Origin of the sequence: Nonomuraea sp. WAC 01424, from assembly GCF_003947315.1 — a bacterium.
GTDB lineage: Bacteria > Actinomycetota > Actinomycetes > Streptosporangiales > Streptosporangiaceae > Nonomuraea > Nonomuraea spiralis.
On record NZ_QHHZ01000003.1, the window covers coordinates 303,192 to 323,970 of the forward strand.

Sequence of the window (20,779 nt, forward strand, 5' to 3'; positions counted from 1 at the left end):
GACCGATCACGACAGGCGCTCGCCTCGGAAACGACTCAGGCCCCCGATCTGTCTCCAGATCGGGGGCCTGAGTTGCCAAACTGCTGTTTGACCGCAGCTCCCGCGATAGGACTCGAACCTATAACCTGCCGGTTAACAGCCGGCTGCTCTGCCGTTGAGCTACGCGGGATCGTACGTTCGCCCTGCTGGTCGGGCTTGTTGGGCCCTTCCTTCGTGCGCAGGAATAGATTAGCGCACTCCGGGAGTGCGTGTCGCATCGCAACTGGGGTAGGCCCGGAGACAGCGGAGGTGCAAGATGCGTTATCGGATGACATTCGTGGTTGGTCTGGCCGTCGGCTACGTGCTGGGCAGCCGGGCCGGCCGCGAGCGGTACGAACAGATCAAGCGGGCGGCCCAGCGTGTGGCCGACAGCCCGAGGGTCCAGGAGGCCGCGGGTGTGGTCGGCGCGCAGGCGTCAAGACTGGCGGGAGCGGCCAGGGAGAAGGTGGGCGGGACGCTGCAGCAGCGGATCCCGTTCCTCGGCTCCGACGGCCGCGACAAGTCCGAGACCGGCATCGGCTGGCCCGAGGAGGATCTCGCGGACAGGAGGTCCCGCGAGACCGGCATCCCGTACTGAGGCCCGCCCTGTGATCCGGCGCGGCACGGGCGTGTGAGGGCTCACACGCCCATGCTGCGCCGGACGCCTTCCAAGGCCTGCTCGGCCTGCGCGCGCAGGCCGGGATCGTCGGGATCGAGCCCCTCGTCGAAGACGAGGGTCCAGCCCAGCACCTCTCCGCCCGGCGGGCGCCGGGCCACCAGCCGTACGCCCACGCGTCCCGGCAGGCTGACGCGCTTGTTGACCACGATGGTGGAGTTCACCCGCTCGCGTATGGTCTCCGGCACCATCCGCGGCTCGGCGACGCGCTCGAAGTGACGCTCACCGGCGGTGGTGACGACCCGCAGCCCCTCGTCGTCCCACGACGCCTTGTCGATCTCCTCGTACGGCACCCGCGTCCCGTCCGACAGGAACAGGGCCAGGTTCGTGACCACCAGATGACCGTCGCCGGTCTCGGTGAACGTCAGCACCCGCTCCCCCGGCCGGGTGTCCAGGGATCGGCGCACGTCGGCGGGCAGGCGGCGAAAAATGCTCATACCTCCACGGTATCGGCGAGCAGGTCGAGGGTGAGCGCCGCGCTCCACGAGAAGTCCCTGCACCCGCGTCCGCTGCCGTCGAAGGGGTCGAAGCACTCGCGGAACCCGGCCTGCCGGACGAGCCGCAGGGTGCCGTTGGTGAGCTGCCGGCCGAGCTGGTCGAGCGAGTGCACGTCCGCGGCCCGGCGTAACAGCCAGTTGGTGTTCACCCAGGACGGCCCGCGCCAGTAGCGGGTGCGGTCGAACTGGGCGGCGCGGATCTCGCAGCTCGGCACCGGATAGCCGGTCGCGCCCATGAACCGGGCCGACTCCAGCACCTCGACGCAGGCGTGCAGGTGGTCGCTGGGCAACCCCGGATCGAGCAGCGGGCCGAACGCGCCGACCGTGCACACCTTGATCAGCCGGTCGGAACGCAGGTCGCGCGGGTAGAAGCAGCCGTCCCAGAGCCGGTCGAGCATGGCCTGCCTGATGCGTTCGGCCTGCTCGGCGTGGGGCGTGGGATCGGCGCGGGCCACCGGCGCCAGCTCGGCCAGCGCCTGGCAGGAGGCGAGCCAGATGCCGTTGAACATCGGGTCCTCGACGGCGAACGGGTGCTCGTCGCGCAGGTACTCGGCGCGATAGCCGGCGTCGCGGTAGCGCATCGCCAGCCAGACGTAGCGGTCGTGGTCGCTGTCGGGGTGGCGTTCGGCCGGCTCGACGTTGTGGTAGCCGTAGCCGATGGCGGGCAGGGCGCCGAGCGGCTGGTCCCAGGCCGGGCTGTCGTCCATGCCCGACTCCCAGGGGTGCACGATCGCCGCCAGGCCGGCGCCGCCGAGGTCGCGGGCCGAGGCCAGGTAGTCGTGCTGGGCGACGAGCAGCGGGAACGTGCGCCGGACGAACCCCACGTCGCCGGTGTGCCGGTAGAGCCACCGCAGCGCCAGCGCCTGCAGCGGCGCCGAGGTGAGCCCGGAGGTGCAGACCCTGGGCGCGGACTCGTGCTCCTGCGAGCGCCAGACGGACGGCCCGGGGAAGTACGCCTCGCGGGTGTGGAAGACGATGTGCGGGACCATTCCGGTCGCCCATTGGCCGCTCAGCAGGCTGAGCAGCTCCTCGCGGGCGCGTTCGGGGCGGTGCCTGGCCAGGCCGATGACGACGAAGGCGGAGTCCCAGCTCCACTGGTGGGGGTACAGGCCGGGCGCGGGCACGGTGCCGCTGCCCGTCCAGTTCGCCTCGAGCACGGCCAGCGCGTCGCGCCCGAGCGCGGCATCGTCAACCGCCGGCCGCGCCTCCATTCACTCACTATGCCTTGGGAAGCGGGCGGAAGCTACGTCCTCTTGGCCCACTTCGAGACGAGCGTGACACCGAAGACCACGGCGCCGATGATGAGAGCCCACTTGAGAAGCGTGAAGACGAAGCCCACGAGCGGGCCGATGAGGAGCAGTGCGGCGATGATCGCGGCGATGATCAGAAGAATGCGTGCCATGTCTCCACGGTAAGAGATCCTTTAAGCCACTTGCAGGTGAGCGAGGGTTGAATCAGGGACAAGTCAGGGTCACCCCTACCCTTTGGAACCAACCGGTCAGGCATCCCGTTGAGCCGGTAGGACCACGGGGCATCGGGGGCCCTCTTCACGGGGAGCGTGATGAGTCTGGGACCACCCATGAGCAGGGAGGGCGCCGAGTACGCGCTGCGCGCTCGGGCCGACGAACGCGACCGGATCTCCGGCGACCTGCTCGATCTCGAATCCCACACCACCTACCAGTTGCTCAAGGGCGCCGCGCTGGACGGGGTGACCGGGCGGCGGTGGGCTGCCGTACAGGCCGCGCTGGGCCGGCTGTGGCTGCTGAACGACGCCTACCGGGCCGTACTGCGCGGTGCCGAGCAGGTCAGGGCCACCCGGGCGAAGCTGGGCGCGGACCAGCTGGCGCAGCTCACGGAGCTGCTGTCGGGCACGTCCGTCGTGCTGCGGGCCGCGGCCAAACCCGTCGAGCAGCGCTCGTTGCTGCCGGACGCCGACGAGCGGCTGACCCTCGACGAGACCGTGGCCCGGATGGACGGCGCCTTCCGCGAGGTCACCTCGGCGCTCAACGACATCGACGCCGTGTGGAACGCCGTACTGCCCCGGCTCGACGACGCCGAACGCGACCTGCGCGAGATCCGCGACCTGGAACGTGAGCTGGGCGAGAGCGTCGACCTGGCCGCGCAGGAGTCCGAGCTGCGGCGGATGCGCGCGGCCCTGCTGACCGACCCGCTGGGCGCGGGCGTCGGCCCCGACCTCGGCGGGGTCGCCCGCGTGCTGGCCGAGGTCCGCGCGGAGGTCGACCAGGCGATCGTGGTCAAGCGCGAGTACGCCGCCCGCCGCGAGAACCTGCTGGCCGCCCTCGACCGGGTACGCGGCGCCGAGAGCGAGGCCAGGCTGGCCCACGGCGCGGTCGTGGTCAAGATCGCCCTGCCGCCGCAGGCCAGCCCGCGCAGCCGGGTCGAGGAGCTGACCGGCGGCCTGGACGCGCTCGACGTCTCGGCCGACACCTGGGTGGTACGCGCCAGAAGGCTGGCGAGCCTGGAGAACGAGGCGGAGAAGGCCGCCGACCGGGCCAGGGCCACCGCCAAGGCCCTGTACGGGCTGGTCGGCAGGCGCGACGAGTTACGCGGCCGGCTCGGCGCCTGCCAGGCCATGGCGGTGCGCAAGGGCATGGCCGAGGACCCGGCCGCCTCCGCCTGCTTCGAGCGGGCACGGGCCCTGCTGTGGAGCGCTCCCTGCGACCTGACCGAGGCGGCCGCCGCGGTCGACACCTACCAGCGCGCGATACACGGAGGTAAGCCATGACCCGCTGCGCGCAGCCGGGCTGCACCGGCACCATCGAGGACGGCTACTGCGACCTGTGCGGCAACGCGGCGGCCGCGCCGCCCGCGGCGGCGTCCGTCCCCCAGCAAGGATCGGGACCCGCCTCGGGGCCGCTCTCGGGGCCGCTCTCGGGGCCGGTCAACACCCAGCCGGTGAGCCGGTCGCTGAGTTCGCCGGTGAGCGGCAGCGGCAGGTCGCGGGCCGCGGTGCTGGGCGGCATCGCGGACCTGCCGTCCGTGCCGTACCGCGATCCGGCCACGGCCGTGATGGCCGATCCGCAGGTGCCGGAGGAGAAACGATTCTGCGCCAACCCGGCCTGCGGCGAGCCGGTGGGCCGGTCCAGGCAGGGACGTCCCGGGCTGACGGAGGGTTTCTGCCCGCATTGCCGTACCTCGTACTCCTTCACGCCGAAGCTGGCCAAGGACGACCTGGTGGCCGGCCAGTACCGGGTGCTCGGGTGCCTGGCGCACGGCGGTCTCGGCTGGATCTACCTGGCCGCCGACGAGAACCTGGACGGCCGCTGGGTCGTACTGAAGGGCCTGCTCAACACCAACGACGCCGAGGCGCTGGCGGCGGCCGAGGCCGAACGCAAGTTCCTCACCACGGTCGACCACCCGAACATCGTCAAGATCTTCAACTTCCAGCGCTCGGCCGGCCTCGGCTACATCGTCATGGAGTACGTCGGCGGCCAGTCCCTGCACGAGCTGCGCCGTCAGGGCCCGCTGCCGCTGCGCGAGGCCCTGGTCTACGGCCGCGAGATCCTGCACGCCTTCGGCTACCTGCACGAGAACGGCCTGGTCTACTGCGACCTCAAGCCGGCCAACGTGATCAGGGTCGGCCGGCGGCTCAAGCTGATCGACCTGGGCGCCGTCCAGCCGGCCGGCTCCCCGCCGGGCACGTCGTGGGCGACGGTCGGCTACCACGCGCCCGAGCTGGACACCCGGCCCTCGTCCGTGGCCTCCGACCTCTACACCGTGGCCAGGACGCTGGCGGTGCTGACGATCCCCTCCTGGAGCCCGGCCAAGGGCGGCGTGGCCAATCCGCTGCCGCAGGACTGCGGGCACGAGTCGTTCGCGCGACTGCTGCGCAGGGCCACGGCGCCGAACCCGGCCGACAGGTTCGAGAGCGCCTGGGAGATGGAGGAGCAGCTCGTCGGCGTGCTGCGGGAGATCAGCGCGGCCGAGGACGGCGTGCCCTTCCCGGCGCCCTCGACCCTGTTCGGGCCGGAGCGCTCGGCCGTGGGCACGGCCCTGTCGCAGGCGCGGCACGAGGTGTTCGAGCCGCTCGACCCGGCCCGGGTCGCGGTCGAGCTGCCGGTGCCGCACGTCGATCCGCTCGACCCGGCGGCCGGCGCGCTGGCGGGCCTGCTCGGGTTCGACGGCAAGGAGCTGTTCGACCAGCTCTCGGCGATGCCGCCGACGCCCGAGACGCGGCTCATGCGGGCCAGGCTGCTGGCCGAGGTGGCCGCGGCCGAGACCCCGGCGGCGCTGTCCGAGCTGGACCGGCAGCTTCCCGGCGACTGGCGGATCACCTGGTACCGCGGGGTGCTGGCGCTGGCCGCGCGGCAGGTGGACACCGCGGTGTCGATGTTCGACGCGTGCGTGTCGGCGCTGCCCGGCGAGCCGGCGCCCAAGCTGGCGCTGGCGTTCGCGCTGGAGTGCGCCGGCCGGCAGGCGACCCACTGGTACAACGCCGTCTGGCGGACCGACCACTCCTACGTCAGCGCCGCGTTCGGGCTGGCCAGGACGGGCCGTATGGGCGTGCTGGACGAGGTGCCGCCCACCTCCAGCTACCGGGTGGCGGCGCAGGTGGCGCTGGCCGCCTCGGTGTTCCGCCGGACCGACCTGAGCACGGTGGGCGCGGGCGACCTGGTCGCGGCGGCCGGACGGCTGGCCAACCTGGTCGACCTCGATCCGCGCCGCCGCGACCGGCTCACCGCCGAGCTGCTGCGCTGCGCGCTGGACTGGCTGGAGAACAACCCCGCGCCGGCCGGGACGAAGCTGGCCGAGGCCGACTTCACCGAGTCCGGGCTGCGCAGGCGACTGGAGTCGATCTTCCGTAAGCTCGCGGTGGCGGCCGGCTCCCGCCAGGAACGCCACGCGCTCATCGACGAGGCGAACGCCGTACGACCGAGGACGTGGCTGTGATGGAACCCCTGGCGAGCCGGGCCTGCCCGGTGTGCGAGTCCCCCGTCGTCCAGGGGGACCTCTACTGCGAGCGGTGCGGCCACGCGCTCGGCGCGCCGACCTGCACCTCCTGCGGCGCGGCGGCGGTCGTACAGGAGGGCTACTGCGAACGTTGCGGCGCCCGGCAGCCCACCGGCAGGGACCACGCCGAGACCGTGCTCGACGGCGGGGCCGCCGCCGTGACCGACCGTGGGCTGCGGCGGGCCCGCAACGAGGACGCGATGGCGCTGCTGGCGACCGGCGACGGCGTCGTGACGGTGGTGTGCGACGGTGTGGGCAGCTCGCCGCGGGCCGACGAGGCCTCGGCCGCGGCGGTGTCCACCGCGGGCGCCGCCCTGGCCGCCGGGCTGTCCTCGCAGGAGGCGTTCGAGCTGGCTGGGAAGGCCGTCGCGGCGCTGGCGACCTCCGTGCACGACGCCCCCGCCTGCACGTACGTCTCCGCGGTCGCCGGGCCCGGCGGGATCACGCTGAGCTGGGCGGGCGACACGCGGGCGTACTGGCTGCCGGGCGAGGACCCCGGGCAGGGCGTGCTGCTGACCGAGGACGACGTGGTGCCGACCGGCGAGATCACCGCCTGGCTCGGCGCGGACTCCGGCGAGGTGTCGCTGCATGTGCGCACGCTCGCCCCGGGGGCGCCCGGCCTGCTGCTGGTCTGCAGCGACGGCCTGTGGCGGTACCTGGACGGCTACCGGTTCCCTCAGGCGGGGACCCCGCTCGACATGGCCCGCGAGATGCTGCGCCACGCGCTGGCCTCCGGCGGCCAGGACAACGTGACGATCGTTCTCATCCCCCTAGGAGCAACACATGGGTGACCAGCCCACGTTCACGCTGAACATCGACCAGAACAAATACCTGTCCACCGACGCCCGCGAGGTGCACGCGATCCTCACCGTGAGCTCCTCGGGCGGCGGTTTCACCCAGGCGGCGCCCACCGAGGCGGCCGAGGTCATCATCGTCGACACCTCGGGCTCGATGAGCGGTGGCAAGATCCGGGAGGCCAGGCAGGCCGCGGCGGCGGCCGTGCACGCCCTGCGCGACGGCGTGTACTTCGCGGTGATCGCCGGGACCGAGAAGGCCAAGGTCGTCTACCCCGGTGGCACGAGCCTGGCCAGGGCCACGCCCGCGACCCGTGCCGAGGCCGAACGGGCGATCACCCGGCTGCTCGCGCACGGCGGCACCGCCATCGGCGAGTGGCTGAAGCTGGCCGGCCACCTGCTGAGCGGGCACCCGAACGCGATCAGGCACGCGCTGCTGATGACCGACGGGCAGAACAACGAGCGTCCCGAGGTGTTCGCCTCCGTGTTGCAGGGCTGGAGCGGCAAGTTCGTCTGCGACAGCCTGGGCGTGGGCGACGACTGGGTGCCCGCCGAGTTGCGGAAGGTGGCCGAGGCGATGCTCGGCTCGTTCGATTTCGTACGGAACCAGAGCGATCTGGCCGAGTTCTTCCGCCGGGTCACGCAGACGTCTATGAGCAAGACCGTGGCCGACCTGTCGCTGCGGGTGTGGGTGCCGCAGACGGCCACGCTGAAGTTCGTCAAGCAGGTCTCCCCCACGCTGCTCGACCTGACCGGCAAGCGCGCCGACGTGAACCCGCTGACCGGCGACTACCCGACCGGCTCGTGGGGCCAGGAGGAACGCGAGTACCACCTGTGCGTCGAGGTGCCGCCCGGCCAGATCGGCCAGGAGATCAGGGCCGGCTGGGTGAAGCTGGTACGCCCCGACACCCAGGACGTCGTGGCCAGCGGCAACGTGCTGGCCCAGTGGACCGACGACCTGGCGCAGTCCACGCAGCTCAACAGGAAGGTCGCCCACTACACCGGCCAGGCCGAACTGCACGAGCTCATCCAGGACGGTCTCAGCGCCCGCGCCGCCGGCGACGTGCACACCGCGACCGCCCGCCTGGCCAAGGCCAAGGAGCTGGCCACCGAGTCGGGCCGCGAGGACACCGCCCGGCTGCTGGAGAAGGTCGTGGAGGTCGATCCCGCGACCGGTACGGCACGTCTGCGCAGAAACGTGGACAAGGCCGACGAGATCGAGCTGGACACCGGTTCGGTCCGCACGTCCCGGCTGCGTAAGGGCGAAGGCTGATGGCGACCTGTCCCCAGGGGCACGCCTCCGGCTCCGACGACTACTGCGACGTCTGCGGCGCGCAGATGGGCGGCGCGGCCTCGGCCCCGCCGCAGCCTCAGGCCACAGGCGGTGGGAGCGGGGGCGACGACGCCTGTCCCGTCTGCCAGACGCCGCGGGCCGGGCAGTTCTGCGAGGTGTGCGGCCACGACTTCACCGGCGCCGGGTCCCCGGTCCCGATCCCCGTGCTGGGGGCGCGCTGGGAGGCCGTCACGTCCGCCGACCGCGGCTACTACGAGAAGGTGCTGGCCGAGGGCGGTCCCGACGCGGCGAGCATCGCCTTCCCGCCGTACTGTCCTGAGCGCTCGTTCGGGCTGGCCGGCGAGCAGGTACGCATCGGACGGCGCAGCAAGGCCAGGAACCTGGCGCCGGAGATCGACCTGACCGGCCCGCCCGAGGACCCCGGTGTGTCGCACCTGCACGCGGTGCTGCTGGCCCAGCCTGACGGCACCTGGACGCTGGTGGACCCGGGCTCGGCCAACGGCACGCAGGTCAACGGCCGGACCGTGCAGCTCAACACGCCCGTACGGATCGGGCCCGGCGACCGGATCCACCTGGGGGCCTGGACCGTCATCACCATCAGGGAGGGGACGCCATGACCGTGACGCAGAGCCAGGCGCCCCAGCTCCCGGCGACGGTCGCCCCCGTACCGGACCGCAGCGTGCCCGGCCGGATCCGGGTCATCTCCGGCGTCACCGTGGCGGCGCTGGCGCTGCTGTTCGCGGCGCTCGGGGTCGGCAGCCTGACCGCCGGCGACGGGCTGCGGGTCATCGGCCGCGACGCCGGGCCGCAGGTCGTCGCCACCGCCGGGCTCTACCTGGCGCTCAGCGACATGGACGCCCAGGTCGCCAACGCGCTGGTCATGGGCGAGCAGTACGCCCAGCAGCGCGGCGCGGCCGTCGCCCGGTACGAGCGGCGGCGTTCGGAGGCCAGCCAGGCGCTGCTGAAGGCGTTCGAGCTGGCCGGCGACGACGCCGCCACGCGGCGGACCGTGCAGTCGGTGCTCGACGGGCTCGGCAGGTACGAACGCCTCGCCGGGCAGGCCCTCCTGCTGAACGAGCAGGCCAGGCACGCCCCCGGCTCGCCGCCGGACAACGTGGTGGGCACCTACCGGCAGGCCACCGACCTGATGCGGTCGGTGCTGCTGCCGCAGGCCTACAACCTGACCCTGGAGAGCGGCACGATCGTGCGCCGCACCTACGACGAGAAGAACGCCATGGTCCCGCTGCTGCGGACCGCGGTCCTGCTGGCCGGGCTGCTCGCGCTGGGCTGCCTGATCTGGCTGCAGATCTTCCTGGCCAGGCGCTTCCGCCGGGTGTTCGGCCCGGCGCTGCTGGCCGCCACGCTGACCACGGCCGTCTCGCTGATCCTCGGCGCGAACGTGCTCGGCCAGGACCAGGAGGACCTGCGCACGGCCAAGGCGCAGGGCTTCGACTCGGTGCTGACGCTGGCCAAGGCCCGCGCGATCAGCAACAGCATGCAGGGCGACCAGAGCCGGTACCTGCTGGACAAGGGTCGGGCCGACACCTACGAGCACACGTTCCTGGACAAGTCGCAGTCGGTGGTCTACTTCGAGTCGGGCAACCTGACCCAGTACCACGCGAAGGTGGCCGGCGGCTCCGACGACGCCCTGGGCATGCTCGGTCCGGAGCTCACCGGCCCCGAGGGGCGGCGCGTGCTGGAGGCGTACCGGGCCTTCCAGGCGGCCGACACCTCCTTCCGGCAGCTGGCGCTGGGCGGCCGGACGGCCGACGCCGTCACCGCCAAGCTGGGGCCGGTCACCACCGCGTTCGACGCCTACGACCGGGCCCTGTTGGCGCTGGCCGAACGGCACGAGCGCACCTTCGACCGGGCCATCGACGCCGGCGAGAACGCGCTGGACAACCTGTGGCGGCTGCTCCCGTTCGCGATCGCCGGGATCGGGCTGCTGGTGATCGCCGGGGTGTGGCCGAGACTCAAGGAGTACCGTTGAAGCGGGCACTGGTAGCGGCGCTGGCCCTGACCGCGCCGGTCGCCGCGGCCTGCGGGACCGGCGGCCGGGAGTCGATCGTCGACAAGGACTCCCTCGTCATCGCGGTCCGGTCCGACATTCCGTCGGTCGGCTTCCGCAAGCCGGACGGCACCTTCGAGGGCTTCGACGTCGACGTCGCGCGTTATGTCGCGGGGCGGCTGGGCAAGAGCTTCAAGCTGATCCCCGTACTGGCCGGCGACCGGGAGAAGGTGCTGCTCCAGGGGCGGGCCGACCTGGTGCTGGCGACGTACACGATCAGCATGGACCGTAAGGCGAAGGTGTTGTTCGCCGGGCCGTACCACATCTCCTACCAGGACATCCTGACGCGGCCGGACGACAGGGTCGACGACGTGCGCGAGCTGAAGGGCCGCCGGATCTGCGCGGTGGAGGGCTCGAACGCGGCCGAGCGGGTCGTGGAGGAACGCAGCGTGGCGGCCAAGCTCGTGCCGTTCAAGGACTATGCGTCGTGCCTGAGCGCGCTGAAGAACAGGCAGGTGGACGCGGTGACGACCAACGACGTGATCCTCGCCGGCCTGGCCGACCAGGACGGCTCGGGGCTGCGGCTGGCCAACGCGCAGTTCAACGAGCAGCGCACCGGGGTGGGCCTGCGCAAGGACGACGTACCGGGCTGCGAGGCGGTGAACCGGGCGATCACCGACATGTACCAGGACGGGACCGCGGGCAAGCTGCTGCACAAGTGGTTCGACAAGGCGGGCCTGAACCTGACCAACATCGCCGTCCCGCAGTTCGAGGGCTGTTCCTGAGCACCGCGTCGCAGACCCACCTCGGTCCGCACGCCGACCGCCGCGGCGGTGGCGCCGGGCCCGTCGCGGGGTCGAAGGGTCAGTCCAGGTAGTCGCGGAGCATCTGCGCGCGCGTCGGATGGCGGAGCTTGGCCAGGGTCTTCGACTCGATCTGCCGGATGCGCTCCCGTGTCACGCCGAACTCCCTGCCCACCTCCTCCAGCGTGCGCGGATGCCCGTCGGCCAGACCGAAGCGGAGCTGGATGATGCGCTGCTCGCGGTCGGACAGCGTGGCCAGGATGTCGTCGAGCTGGTCCTGCAGCATGATGAAGGCGGCGGCCTCCATGGGCACGACGGCGTCGGCGTCCTCGATGAAGTCACCGAGGTCGGAGTCCTCCTCGCCGATCGGCGACTGCAGGGACACCGGCTCCTGGGCGATGCGCTGGATCTCCACCACGCGATCGACCGGGAGGTCCATCTCCTTGGCGATCTCCTCGGGGATCGGCTCGCGGCCGAGGTCCTGGTGGAGCTGACGCTGCACTCTGACGAGCTTGTTGATGGTCTCCACCATGTGCACCGGAATGCGGATGGTACGCGCCTGGTCGGCGATCGCCCGGGTGATCGCCTGCCTGATCCACCAGGTGGCGTAGGTGGAGAACTTGTAACCCTTCGTGTAGTCGAACTTCTCGACCGCCCGGATGAGCCCGAGGTTGCCTTCCTGGATCAGGTCGAGGAACAACATGCCGCGGCCCACGTAGCGCTTGGCGATCGACACCACCAGCCTGAGGTTGGCCTCGATGAGCCGCTGTTTGGCCCGGGTGCCCTGCCAGACGAGTTCCCTGAACTCCGGGAAGGCCAGGCGCGAGACCCCGTTGGCGAGTTTGTCCTCGGCGAACAGGCCGGCCTCGATCGACTTGGCGAGCTCCACCTCCTCCTCGGCCGTCAGCAGTGGCACGCGGCCGATCTCCCGCAGATAGATGCGGACGAGATCGCTGGTCGGCGCGCGCTTGCCTACGTCCTCCTCATCGGCGCGGGTGGATTCCTCGTCGCCCTGGGGCTCAAGGACCTCCACGCCGTTCTCGGCGAGCATGCGCACGACGCGTTCCAGCGCGTCGGACGGCAACTCGGATCGGTCAAGCGCGGCGGCGACGTCATCGACGGTTACGCTTCCGCGCTCCCTTCCCTTCGCGACGAGGTCCGCCACCTGATCTACCGATGGCGGTCCGCTTGGCAGCACCGATGCACCCACGGGAGACAGTCTGCAGTATTGGTTCCATCAAATGGCAGACCCATTTTTGTTGCCGAAGGTAAGACGATCGTCCTTACCGAATTGAGATCGATTAAAGGTTTGGCCGAAGTTTGATCAGGAAAGAAAAGTCAATTACGCGGTCTGGAATCCAACGTCCGGCAACGCCTTCTGGCCGGACGTATCTCTTTCGCTGCCTCGATGACGTGTCGTGGCCCGTTTTGTCGCAGCGTGGACCGGTCCAGATTCCCCGTCAACCACCCTGGTTTACCGCTTGGCCGCGCTGCCGAACTGTTATCAAAGCCCGGCGGGTCAGCTCCCCGCGGCGCGTTCCCGCAGCACCCGGCGCTGCTGCTCAAGCGCCACCAGCTCGCCGAACAGCTTGTTGTACTCCTGCTGCTCCTCCACCGGATTGAGCCGCTGGATACGGGACTTGACCTGGGCGATGGCACGGTCGACCGCGATCGCCTCGATGGCCGCCAGCATCGCCCCCGCGTAGCGCTCCTCGGTATGGGCGTCGGCCTGGATCGGCTCCACCGCGAACCTCGTCACCAGCCCCCTGGCGCTCTCGTCGTGGGCCTGCTCCAGCAGCCGGTCGACCCACTCCCGGCCGCCGTGGCCGGCCGAACCGGCGCCCCCGGCGGCCACGATGACCTTGTGCAGCGCGACGTGGTCGGGCGCGGTGAACGCCTGCTGGTCGAGCGCGTCGAAACGCGGCCCGAGCAGCGCGGGCCGCTGGACGGCCAGCTTGAGCAGCTCACCCTCCACCCGCACACCCGGATCGACGGGCGCCGCCTTGGGGGCGCGCTGGGGCCGCCCCTGCTGGGTGTTCGCGACCTCGCCGATGCGCTGCATGACGAAACGCTCGTCCATGAACCCGAGCCACCGGTCGAGGTCGATGGCGTAGCGCTTGCGCAGGCCGACGTCCTTGATCCCGGCCACGATCGGCGCCGCCGCGTCGAGGGCCGCGATCTTGCCCTCGTTGCTGCGCAGGTCGTAACGGGAGATGGTGCTCCGGATGGCGAACTGGAACAGCGGCTCCCGGCTCGCGATGAGGTCGCGCACCGCCGCGTCGCCCTGCTTGATCCGCAGGTCGCAGGGGTCGAGCCCGTCGCTCTGCACCGCCACGTACGTCTGCGTGACGAACTTCTGCTCGTCGGCGAAGGCCCGCAGCGCCGCCTTCTGACCGGCCGCGTCGCCGTCGAAGGTGAAGATCACCTCGCCGCGGAACTCGGCCTGGTCGAGCAGGAACCGGCGCAGGATCTTGATGTGCTCCTCGCCGAACGACGTGCCGCACGTGGCCACCGCGGTGGGCACACCGGCCAGATGACAGGCCATCACGTCGGTGTATCCCTCGACGATCACGGCTTGGGCGCGCTTGCTGATCTCCCGTTTGGCGAGGTCGATCCCATAAAGCACCTGGCTCTTCTTGTAAAGCGGCGAGTCAGGCGTATTCAGATATTTCGGACCATCATCGGAATCAAGCAACTTGCGGGCGCCGAATCCGATCACGTCGCCCGTGGCATCCCTGATCGGCCAGACCAGCCGCCCTCTGAAGCGGTCGATCGGCCCGCGCCGGCCCTCCCGCGCCAGGCCGCCCTTGACCAGTTCGTCGGCGGTGAACCCGCGCCCCATCAGATGACGCGCCAGCGCCTCCCACTCGGCCGGCGCGTAGCCGACCCCGAACGCCTCGGCGTCGGCGCGCTCGAACCCCCGCTCGGACAGGAACCGCCGCCCCGGGGCCGCGTCGGGCCCGAACAACTTCTCGGCGTAGAACTCCGCGGCCACCCTGTGGGCCTCGATCAGCCGGGCCCGCTCGCCGTGGTCACGCTTCGGGACGTAGCCGCCCTGCTCGTACTGGAGCTGGATGCCGGCCCGCTGCGCCAGCCGCTCGACCGCCTCACCGAACGGAAGGTGCTCGATCTTCTCGACGAACGTGATCACGTCGCCGCCTTCCCCGCACCCGAAACAGAAGTACATTCCGCGCTCGGGGGTGACGTTGAAGGACGGGCTCTTCTCGTCGTGGAAGGGGCACAGGCCCTTGAGGTTGCCCCCTCCGGCGTTGCGCAACTGGATGTGCTCGCCGATCACGTCGGCGATGGGTGAGCGCTCACGTACGAGCGCGATGTCGACATCACGGATCCGGCCAGCCACGCCGGTGAGTCTATTCCGCCCGACCGACGGTTCCGCCCGATGCGGGGTGTCCCGTGCCCGGTGAACGGCGAGGCAAGGGCGGTGGACGCCCAGGGAAGGCGTGCGTCACCTCTGGGTTGCTAAAGGGGGAAACTGGTGATGCGGAACCCCGCGGTCGGCTACAAATGTGGGGGTTGTCGGTGGAAACGGTGACACGGGTAGGGAAGATCATGCAATCGGGGCATTTCGTACGATGGGCGGCCGTCGTCGGCGCCGTGCTGCTCACCGGCGCCTGTGCCCAGGCGACCGGGGTGGCGGGCGTCAGCGCCCAATCGCCCTCCACCGCTCCGGCCACGAGCACCCCTGACACCACCCCGGCGGTGACCGCGACCATTCCCTCGCCCAGCCCGTCCCAGCAGGCTGCCGAGCAGCCGCCCAAGGGGGACGACCCGGTCAAGGTGCCGCCGCCCAAGTTGTCGAAGTTCACCTACGCCTTCCCGGTCAAGGGTTGTGGCACGACGTACCAGCGCAGCCTGCTGGTGTTGCCCAAGACGACGATCTGGGCCGCGCAGGGCTGTTCGTTCGTCGCGCCGATCGACGGTGTCGTGGACGAGGTCAACATCAAGAACCGGTGGGCGCCCTCCACCGACAAGGGCGCCGACCGCGAGGGCAGGTTCGTCACGATCATCGGCGACGACGGCGTGCGCTACCTCGGCGGTCACCTCGACTCGGTCGCCGAGGGCGTCAGGCCGGGCGTACGGGTCAAGGCCGGGCAGGTGCTCGGCCGGGTGGGCAGGTCGGGCAACGCCCGCGACACCGGCTCGAACCTCTACTTCGCGATCTCGTGGAAGACCGCCCCGGCCTACTGGTGGGTACGCCGGGGCATGGTCGAGCCGTGGGACTACCTCGACGCCTGGCTGTCGGGAAACCGTACGCTCTCCCCGCGGAAGGAGACGCTGGCGATGCGCGGCAGGCTCGGTGAGACGCCGGGCTGCGTGGTCCAGTGCAAGTCGAAGAAGGTGCCGCAGGCCAGCAAGAAGCCCCGCAAACCACAGACGGACGAGAAGGACGAGAAGGACGACAGCCCGATCACGGCGAACCCGTCGACAACTCCTTTTGGTCAATGACGGCCCCCGACCTGATCAGATCCTGGATCTCGGGCAGGGCGTCCCGGGTGTTGACGCCCATGCCGGCGATCACCCGGCGGTCGCGCAGCCAGTACGCGACGAACCGCAGGTCCTCCACCGACCCCCGGTGGACGATCTCGTCGTAGCCGTCGATGTCGCCGGAGAACTCCATGCGCAGGTCGTACTGGCCGGTGGAGAGGTACGGGAGCTCGTCGTGGACGACGTCCTGGCCGAGCATGGCGCGGGCGGCGGCGGGGCCGCCCCTGAGGGCGCCGGCGCGGTGTTCGACGCGGACGTGCCGGCCGTACAGGGGGTGGAAGGGTTCGGCGGCGTCGCCGGCGGCGTACACGTCGGGGTGTGAGGTGCGCAGGGAGGCGTCGGTGCGGATGCCGTGCCCGACGGCCAGTCCCGCGTCACGGGCCAGTTCCGCCTCGGGGACGACGCCGATACCGGCCACCACAAGGTCGGCCGTCAGCCGTTCCCCCGTGCTGAGGCGTACGCCGGTCTTGGTGACCTCGGCGACCGCGGTCCCGAAGCGCAGGTCGACGCCGTTGCGGATGTGCAGGCGGGCGAACACGCCGCCCAGCTCGGGGCCGAGGGCGCGGTGCAGGGCGGTGGGCTCGCGTTCGACGACGGTGACCCGGCAGCCCGCCGCCGGCGCGGCCGCGGCGCTCTCCAGCCCGATCCAGGACGCGCCGACCACGATCACGCTGCCGCCTTCGGCCAGGCGCCGCCTGAGCGCCTCGCTGTCCTCGACCGTACGCAGGTAGTAGGCGGGGCCCGGCAGGCGGCGCGGAGTGGCACCGGTGGCGATCAGCAGCTTGTCGTAGGCCCGGCGGGACCCGTTGGCGAACCTGACGACGTGGTTGCGGGGCTCGACGCGGGTGACGGGCAGGCCGAGCCGCAGTTCCACGTCGTTGTCGGCGTACCACTCCGGGGGGTGGACGAAGATCTTCTCTCGCTCGCTCCCGCCGCGCAGGTACTCCTTGGACAGGGGCGGTCGTTCGTACGGGCGTTCGCTCTCGGCGCCGGCGAGGACGACCTCGCCGTCGAAGCCCTCCTCGCGCAACGTCTGCGCCGCCTTGGCTCCCGCAAGGCCCGCGCCGACGATCACAAATGTGGCCATGCGCGCAGTATCCGCCGAGCGGGCAGGTCCGGAAAGCCGCTCGTGGCGGCGGTCCGGCCGTCAGGAACGGGGTGGCGTCACTTCGACAGGCGCCGGTGCCAGGCCACGGCTGAGGTGTCGGTGAGTGAGGCGATCTGGTCGATCACGACGCGCACCCGGGCCGGGTCGTCGGGGGCCTCGGCGAACGCGGGCCGGAAGGCGGGTTCGAGGGTGCCGGGGGCGCCGAGCGTGATCAACGAGGCCAGTTCGGTGATGAGCTCGCGCTGCCTGGCCTGGTTGGCGTGGTGGCCCTCGGTGGTCATCACGTAGTGGGCGGTGACGCCCTTGAGCAGGGCGCACTCCAGCAGCGTGGCGTGCGGGACGACGAGGTCGGCGCGGTGGCGGGCGCCGTGGACCTCCCTGGTCGCGGTCTGGGCCGAACGGCAGAACCGGCCGATCAGGCCGCTGGTGAGCGCCTTGAGCCCGGCCAGGTCGGCGAGCGTGGCCTCGAAGTGGCGCGGCCACAGCGGGTCGGCGATCAGCTTGGCGAAGACCTCCTCCAGCTCGTTGAGGTCGGCGCCGGGCGCGTACCAGGTGTGGGTGATCCGGGCCACCGCACCGCGTTCCACGGGCGACTGGAGCGCCTCGGGCGTGACGTGGCCGGAGTGGAGGGCGTCCTCCAGGTCGTGGACGGAGTAGGCCACGTCGTCGGCCCAGTCCATGATCTGGGCCTCGAAGCTGACGCGGCCTTCCGGGGCGCCGTCCCTGATCCACTCGAAGACGGGCAGGTCGTCGTGGTAGACGCCGAACTTCGGGGACTTCTCGCACGTCCAGGGGTACTTGATGGAGGCGTCGAGGGCGGCTCTGGTGAGGTTGAGGCCGGCGCTGCGGCCGTCCTCGGTGAGCACCTTGGCCTCCAGCCGGGTGAGCAGGCGCAGGCTCTGGGCGTTGCCCTCGAAGCCGCCGCAGGAGGTGGCCAGCGCGTTGAGCGCCACCTCGCCGTTGTGCCCGAACGGCGGATGGCCGAGGTCATGGGCCAGGCAGGCGGTCTCGACCAGGTCGGGGTCGACGCCGAGTGTGGCGCCCATCTCCCTGCCGACCTGGGCGCATTCGAGCGAGTGGGTCAGCCGGGTGCGCGGGATGTGCTGGCCGCCGCCGAGCGTGTCGCCGGGGCCCACGACCTGCGTCTTGGCCGCCAGCCTGCGCAGCGCGGCGCTGTGCAGGACGCGGGCGCGGTCACGTTCGAACGCGGCGCGTCCGGGGTTGCCGGGAGGTTCGGGAACCCATCGTTCCTGGTCGTGCTCGTCGTAGTTCGACATCGGTGCAGTGATTTTATCCAGTTTCCCGTCTCCGCTAGTGTCAAGCCTCGCGAGAACCCCCTTCCCCGGGAGCCCTCCCCCATGACGACAGCGTTCCGAGCTGTGCTGGCCTTCAGCCTGCTCGCCGGCTTCTACGTGCTGGTCGGCATCATCCTGGCGGCCGCCGTGTTCTTCGACGTCCTGCTGGTGACCGACTTCCGCGTCAGGGGACTGACGGTCGCGATCGCGCTCACGCTGGCCGCGGGCGCGATGGTGCGGGCGCTGTTCATGGTCGGCCGGCGCCGGTCGGGCGAGCAGCCGGGCGTGCCGGTGGGCCGCGAGCACGAGCCCGCGCTCTGGCAGGCGGTGGAGGACCTGTCCCGTCGGGTGCGTACCGCGCCGCCGGACGAGATCCGGCTCGTGCCCGAGGTCAACGCGGCGGTCTCGGAGGACACCCGGTTCCTGGGGATGCGGGCCACGCGGCGGCGCATGTTCATCGGGCTGCCGCTGCTGCAGACCCTCACCGTGGACGAGATGCGCGCGGTGCTCGGGCACGAGCTGGGCCACTACAGCGGGGCCCACACCCGGCTGGGCGCCCCGGTCTACCGGGGGCGGGTCTCGCTGGTCGCGGTGGTGCAGGGGCTCGGCGACCATCCGCTCCTCCGGCGGCTCTTCGCCCTGTACACCAAGCTCTACCTGCGGGTCTCCCAGGCGGTGTCGCGCCGGCAGGAGCTGGAGGCCGACGAGTTCGCGGTGTCGATCGGCGGGCGGGAGGCCATGGCGGGCGCGCTGCGTAAGATCCACAACACCGCCCTGGCCTGGGACCTGTACGCCGGCGACTACCTGTCGCTGACGGGCGTGGGCGGCGCGCGGCCGGCGTCGGTGTTCGGCGGCTTCCACGCGCTGCTGAACGACCCGGTCCGGCAGGCCGAGCTCGCCCGGCTGAGCGAGCGGCCCAAGGAGGTCTCGCCGTACGACTCCCATCCCGCTCTGGCCGACCGCCTGGCCGCCATCGAACGGCTGCCCGAGCCGGAGCAGGTCCCCGACCCGCGGTCGGCGCTGACGCTGCTGCGCGACCCCGACGTCGCGGCCGAGGCGGTGGAGCGGTCGATGTGGACGCCGGAGGCGCTGGCCGGGCTGCGGCCGGTCCCGTGGGACGAGCTGGTGGCCCAGGGCGTCTACGCCGGGCGCAACGCCGACGCGCTGCACGACCTGGCGGTGGCGGGGCAGCGGGTGATGGGGGCCACGCGGCCCTATCTCGACGCGGCCTTCGAGTCGATCGCCAGAGGGCGGCAGGCCGAGCTGGAGGAGCAGCTTCGCGGGCTGGGGTGGAAGCCGTCGGAGACGCTGCTGGCCGGGGTGCTGGGGCAGGCGCTGGAGGCGGTGCTGATCCGGCTCGGCGAGGCCAGGTGGACGCTGTCCTGGTCGGGGCCCGCGCGGCTGCTGTACGAGGACGGCGAGGAGGTGTCCCTGGCCGAGTACGCGGCCCAGGTGGCGGCCGATCCGGCGGCCGTGGCCGGGATGCGGCAGTGGCTGGGCGACCACGGCATGCGCCACGACTACGTGCCGGTCGAGGAGCCCCTGGACCGCTAGTCGCGGGCCGCCGGGGGCTCGGCGGGCCGGGGATGGCGGACCATGAGGACGTCGACCGGGTCCTCGGTCTCGACGGTGAAGCCGTGCCGCTCGTAGAGGCGCTGGGCGGCGCTGCCGCGCAGCACGACCAGGCGTACGGGCACGCCGTCGGCGTCCGCGCGTCCCAGCAGGGTGCGCAGGACGGCCGTGCCGAGGCCGCGGCCCTGGAGTCCGGGGGCGAGGTAGAAGTGTTCCAGCCAGCGCCCGTCCGCGGCGGGGCGGAGGGTGACGCAGCCGCCGAAGCCGCCGCCGGCCAGGATGACGGACGTGTGCCCGGGGGCGAAGGACTCGCGGAAGCGCCGGCGTACGCGGTGCTCGTCATACCGGCCCAGCCGCTCCAGGTCGGGGCGCATCACCGTCGCCCGCAGCTCCGCGATCGCCTCCACCTCCTCCGGCCGGGCGGCGCGCAGTTCCCACTCCACAGGATCTTTCATGGCGTGAAGTATCCCAATAGCCCGTTTTCTGATGATCTCCGGGTCGGTGCACAGGAAGTCAACGGATCCTCAACCGCGGGCTATTAGGGTCAGTCCCAGGAAGCCACGCGCAGGGAAGGGAACCCGTCGTGAACCTCGGCGTACCGGAGATCGTCATCGGCATCGTGCTCTTCTTCCTCCTGATCGGGGCCGTGGTGTTCGGCGCCGTCGTGCTGGCGAACCGGCTGCGCAGGTAGTCTCGCGACCGTGCGGCACGTACTCACCACACCTCGGCTGGTCCTACGCCCGGTGACCCGGGACGACGAGGGCGCGCTGACCGTCCACTGGCGGGCGCCCGACGTGCGGAGGTTCCTGTTCGACGGGGAGGTCCTGCCCGCGGAGGAGATCGCGGAGGCGATCGAGGACAGCGTCCGGCCCCTGGCCGGGCCGCCGGGCGGCGCCGGGGACGTGGCGGCGCTGTGGGTGGTCACGGAGGCCGGCGCCGGCACGCTGGTGGGTACGACCGGGCTGCGTCCGCTGGACGACGCCGGGACCGAGCTGTTCTACAGCCTGGCGCCGGAGGTCTGGGGCAAGGGCTACGCCACCGAGGCCGCCGGGGCCGTGCTGGAGTTCGCGCTCGGCCCGCTGGGCCTGCCCGAGGTGCTGGCCGAGATCGACGAGGGCAACACGGCCTCGGCCGCGGTCGCCGGGCGGCTGGGGATGACGCCGTTCGACGTGGTCCCGGGACTGCTGGGCCCGATGGTGCGCTACCGGCGGGCGGCCGGGGCCTGAGCCCCGGCCGC

The 20,779-nt window shown here is 71.6% G+C and carries 19 protein-coding genes and 1 tRNA gene; 11 read left to right on the forward strand and 9 right to left on the reverse strand.

Annotation, left to right across the window (positions count from 1 at the left end):
* Positions 1–97: 97 nt before the first annotated feature.
* Positions 98–169: transfer RNA gene (locus DMB42_RS10750), tRNA-Asn, on the reverse strand.
* A gap of 126 nt (positions 170–295) precedes the next feature.
* Between DMB42_RS10750 and DMB42_RS10755 the strand changes: the two genes are divergently transcribed.
* A complete protein-coding gene (locus DMB42_RS10755; RefSeq protein WP_125633227.1) occupies positions 296–616 on the forward strand; it encodes a YtxH domain-containing protein in 321 nt (106 codons plus the stop codon).
* A gap of 41 nt (positions 617–657) precedes the next feature.
* Here DMB42_RS10755 and DMB42_RS10760 read toward each other — a convergent pair whose 3' ends face one another.
* Genes DMB42_RS10760 through DMB42_RS53090 form a run of 3 tightly spaced genes read right to left on the reverse strand, consistent with a single transcriptional unit; the run spans position 658 to position 2,593 of the window.
* A complete protein-coding gene (locus DMB42_RS10760) occupies positions 658–1,131 on the reverse strand; it encodes a hypothetical protein (protein ID WP_125633228.1) in 474 nt (157 codons plus the stop codon).
* Entirely contained in the window at positions 1,128–2,402 is a 1,275-nt protein-coding gene (locus DMB42_RS10765) for an amylo-alpha-1,6-glucosidase (protein WP_125633230.1), read from the reverse strand. The genes DMB42_RS10760 and DMB42_RS10765 overlap by 4 nt, the downstream gene beginning before the upstream one ends.
* Positions 2,403–2,434: 32 nt before the next feature.
* Positions 2,435–2,593, reverse strand: a complete 159-nt coding sequence (locus DMB42_RS53090; RefSeq protein WP_185844579.1) for a hypothetical protein — start codon at positions 2,591–2,593, stop codon at positions 2,435–2,437.
* Positions 2,594–2,770: 177 nt separating this feature from the next.
* Here DMB42_RS53090 and DMB42_RS10770 point away from each other — a divergent pair, with 177 nt between their 5' ends.
* The 7 genes from DMB42_RS10770 to DMB42_RS10800 are packed head-to-tail and all read left to right on the forward strand — an operon-like array spanning position 2,771 to position 11,043.
* Complete coding sequence (locus tag DMB42_RS10770; RefSeq protein WP_125633232.1) at positions 2,771–3,937, forward strand: hypothetical protein; 1,167 nt, start codon at positions 2,771–2,773, stop codon at positions 3,935–3,937.
* Positions 3,934–6,102, forward strand: a complete 2,169-nt coding sequence (locus DMB42_RS10775) for a serine/threonine-protein kinase (RefSeq protein WP_125633234.1) — start codon at positions 3,934–3,936, stop codon at positions 6,100–6,102. Before DMB42_RS10770 ends, DMB42_RS10775 begins: the two co-directional genes overlap by 4 nt.
* On the forward strand, positions 6,102–6,953 hold the full coding sequence (locus DMB42_RS10780) for a PP2C family serine/threonine-protein phosphatase (protein WP_221762109.1): 852 nt from the start codon (positions 6,102–6,104) through the stop codon (positions 6,951–6,953). The genes DMB42_RS10775 and DMB42_RS10780 overlap by 1 nt, the downstream gene beginning before the upstream one ends.
* Positions 6,946–8,229 carry a VWA domain-containing protein gene (locus DMB42_RS10785; protein ID WP_125633238.1) on the forward strand — a complete coding sequence of 428 codons (1,284 nt, stop codon included), beginning with the start codon at positions 6,946–6,948 and terminating at the stop codon, positions 8,227–8,229. The genes DMB42_RS10780 and DMB42_RS10785 overlap by 8 nt, the downstream gene beginning before the upstream one ends.
* The gene (locus tag DMB42_RS10790; protein WP_125633240.1) at positions 8,229–8,867 is read left to right on the forward strand and encodes an FHA domain-containing protein; all 639 of its coding nucleotides are present in this window, start codon (positions 8,229–8,231) and stop codon (positions 8,865–8,867) included. Before DMB42_RS10785 ends, DMB42_RS10790 begins: the two co-directional genes overlap by 1 nt.
* Positions 8,864–10,240 carry a hypothetical protein gene (locus DMB42_RS10795; protein ID WP_125633242.1) on the forward strand — a complete coding sequence of 459 codons (1,377 nt, stop codon included), beginning with the start codon at positions 8,864–8,866 and terminating at the stop codon, positions 10,238–10,240. Before DMB42_RS10790 ends, DMB42_RS10795 begins: the two co-directional genes overlap by 4 nt.
* Entirely contained in the window at positions 10,237–11,043 is an 807-nt protein-coding gene (locus DMB42_RS10800; protein WP_125633244.1) for a transporter substrate-binding domain-containing protein, read from the forward strand. The genes DMB42_RS10795 and DMB42_RS10800 overlap by 4 nt, the downstream gene beginning before the upstream one ends.
* A 79-nt stretch (positions 11,044–11,122) precedes the next feature.
* On the opposite strand, the gene rpoD is transcribed toward DMB42_RS10800, so the two are convergent.
* Together rpoD and dnaG are read right to left on the reverse strand one after the other, a co-directional pair.
* Entirely contained in the window at positions 11,123–12,226 is a 1,104-nt protein-coding gene (gene rpoD / locus DMB42_RS10805; RefSeq protein ID WP_241563834.1) for an RNA polymerase sigma factor RpoD, read from the reverse strand.
* 354 nt (positions 12,227–12,580) lie between these two features.
* Positions 12,581–14,422: a DNA primase gene (dnaG, locus tag DMB42_RS10810; RefSeq protein WP_125633246.1), complete on the reverse strand. Its 1,842-nt coding sequence runs from the start codon at positions 14,420–14,422 to the stop codon at positions 12,581–12,583.
* 209 nt (positions 14,423–14,631) lie between these two features.
* On the opposite strand from dnaG, the gene DMB42_RS10815 reads away from it, so the two are divergent.
* Positions 14,632–15,528: a M23 family metallopeptidase gene (locus DMB42_RS10815; RefSeq protein WP_125633248.1), complete on the forward strand. Its 897-nt coding sequence runs from the start codon at positions 14,632–14,634 to the stop codon at positions 15,526–15,528.
* Here the strand turns inward: DMB42_RS10815 and DMB42_RS10820 are convergent.
* Positions 15,491–16,654 carry an NAD(P)/FAD-dependent oxidoreductase gene (locus DMB42_RS10820; RefSeq protein ID WP_185844580.1) on the reverse strand — a complete coding sequence of 388 codons (1,164 nt, stop codon included), beginning with the start codon at positions 16,652–16,654 and terminating at the stop codon, positions 15,491–15,493. The genes DMB42_RS10815 and DMB42_RS10820 overlap by 38 nt on opposite strands.
* Before the next feature lie 77 nt (positions 16,655–16,731).
* The gene (locus DMB42_RS10825) at positions 16,732–17,952 is read right to left on the reverse strand and encodes a deoxyguanosinetriphosphate triphosphohydrolase (RefSeq protein WP_125633250.1); all 1,221 of its coding nucleotides are present in this window, start codon (positions 17,950–17,952) and stop codon (positions 16,732–16,734) included.
* A gap of 81 nt (positions 17,953–18,033) precedes the next feature.
* Between DMB42_RS10825 and DMB42_RS10830 the strand changes: the two genes are divergently transcribed.
* On the forward strand, positions 18,034–19,524 hold the full coding sequence (locus DMB42_RS10830; RefSeq protein WP_125633252.1) for a M48 family metallopeptidase: 1,491 nt from the start codon (positions 18,034–18,036) through the stop codon (positions 19,522–19,524).
* On the opposite strand, the gene DMB42_RS10835 is transcribed toward DMB42_RS10830, so the two are convergent.
* Positions 19,521–19,997, reverse strand: coding sequence for a GNAT family N-acetyltransferase (locus tag DMB42_RS10835; RefSeq protein ID WP_125633254.1), 477 nt, complete (start codon positions 19,995–19,997; stop codon positions 19,521–19,523). The two genes, DMB42_RS10830 and DMB42_RS10835, sit on opposite strands and share 4 nt — an antisense overlap.
* Positions 19,998–20,243: 246 nt before the next feature.
* Between DMB42_RS10835 and DMB42_RS10840 the strand changes: the two genes are divergently transcribed.
* Positions 20,244–20,768 carry a GNAT family N-acetyltransferase gene (locus tag DMB42_RS10840; RefSeq protein WP_125633256.1) on the forward strand — a complete coding sequence of 175 codons (525 nt, stop codon included), beginning with the start codon at positions 20,244–20,246 and terminating at the stop codon, positions 20,766–20,768.
* Positions 20,769–20,779: the final 11 nt, after the last annotated feature.

What these genes read in the sequence shown, in the direction of transcription:
- DMB42_RS10785 (WP_125633238.1), top strand. Translation starts at nt 6,946, where the DNA reads ATGGGTGACCAGCCCACGTTCACGCTGAACATCGACCAGAACAAATAC.
- DMB42_RS10830 (WP_125633252.1), top strand. Translation starts at nt 18,034, where the DNA reads ATGACGACAGCGTTCCGAGCTGTGCTGGCCTTCAGCCTGCTCGCCGGC.
- DMB42_RS10755 (WP_125633227.1), top strand. Translation starts at nt 296, where the DNA reads ATGCGTTATCGGATGACATTCGTGGTTGGTCTGGCCGTCGGCTACGTG.
- DMB42_RS10775 (WP_125633234.1), top strand. Translation starts at nt 3,934, where the DNA reads ATGACCCGCTGCGCGCAGCCGGGCTGCACCGGCACCATCGAGGACGGC.
- DMB42_RS10770 (WP_125633232.1), top strand. Translation starts at nt 2,771, where the DNA reads ATGAGCAGGGAGGGCGCCGAGTACGCGCTGCGCGCTCGGGCCGACGAA.
- DMB42_RS10820 (WP_185844580.1), bottom strand. Translation starts at nt 16,654, where the DNA reads ATGGCCACATTTGTGATCGTCGGCGCGGGCCTTGCGGGAGCCAAGGCG.
- DMB42_RS10795 (WP_125633242.1), top strand. Translation starts at nt 8,864, where the DNA reads ATGACCGTGACGCAGAGCCAGGCGCCCCAGCTCCCGGCGACGGTCGCC.
- DMB42_RS10760 (WP_125633228.1), bottom strand. Translation starts at nt 1,131, where the DNA reads ATGAGCATTTTTCGCCGCCTGCCCGCCGACGTGCGCCGATCCCTGGAC.
- DMB42_RS10825 (WP_125633250.1), bottom strand. Translation starts at nt 17,952, where the DNA reads ATGTCGAACTACGACGAGCACGACCAGGAACGATGGGTTCCCGAACCT.
- DMB42_RS10765 (WP_125633230.1), bottom strand. Translation starts at nt 2,402, where the DNA reads ATGGAGGCGCGGCCGGCGGTTGACGATGCCGCGCTCGGGCGCGACGCG.
- DMB42_RS10835 (WP_125633254.1), bottom strand. Translation starts at nt 19,997, where the DNA reads ATGAAAGATCCTGTGGAGTGGGAACTGCGCGCCGCCCGGCCGGAGGAG.
- DMB42_RS10790 (WP_125633240.1), top strand. Translation starts at nt 8,229, where the DNA reads ATGGCGACCTGTCCCCAGGGGCACGCCTCCGGCTCCGACGACTACTGC.
- DMB42_RS10780 (WP_221762109.1), top strand. Translation starts at nt 6,102, where the DNA reads ATGGAACCCCTGGCGAGCCGGGCCTGCCCGGTGTGCGAGTCCCCCGTC.
- DMB42_RS10815 (WP_125633248.1), top strand. Translation starts at nt 14,632, where the DNA reads ATGCAATCGGGGCATTTCGTACGATGGGCGGCCGTCGTCGGCGCCGTG.
- DMB42_RS53090 (WP_185844579.1), bottom strand. Translation starts at nt 2,593, where the DNA reads ATGGCACGCATTCTTCTGATCATCGCCGCGATCATCGCCGCACTGCTC.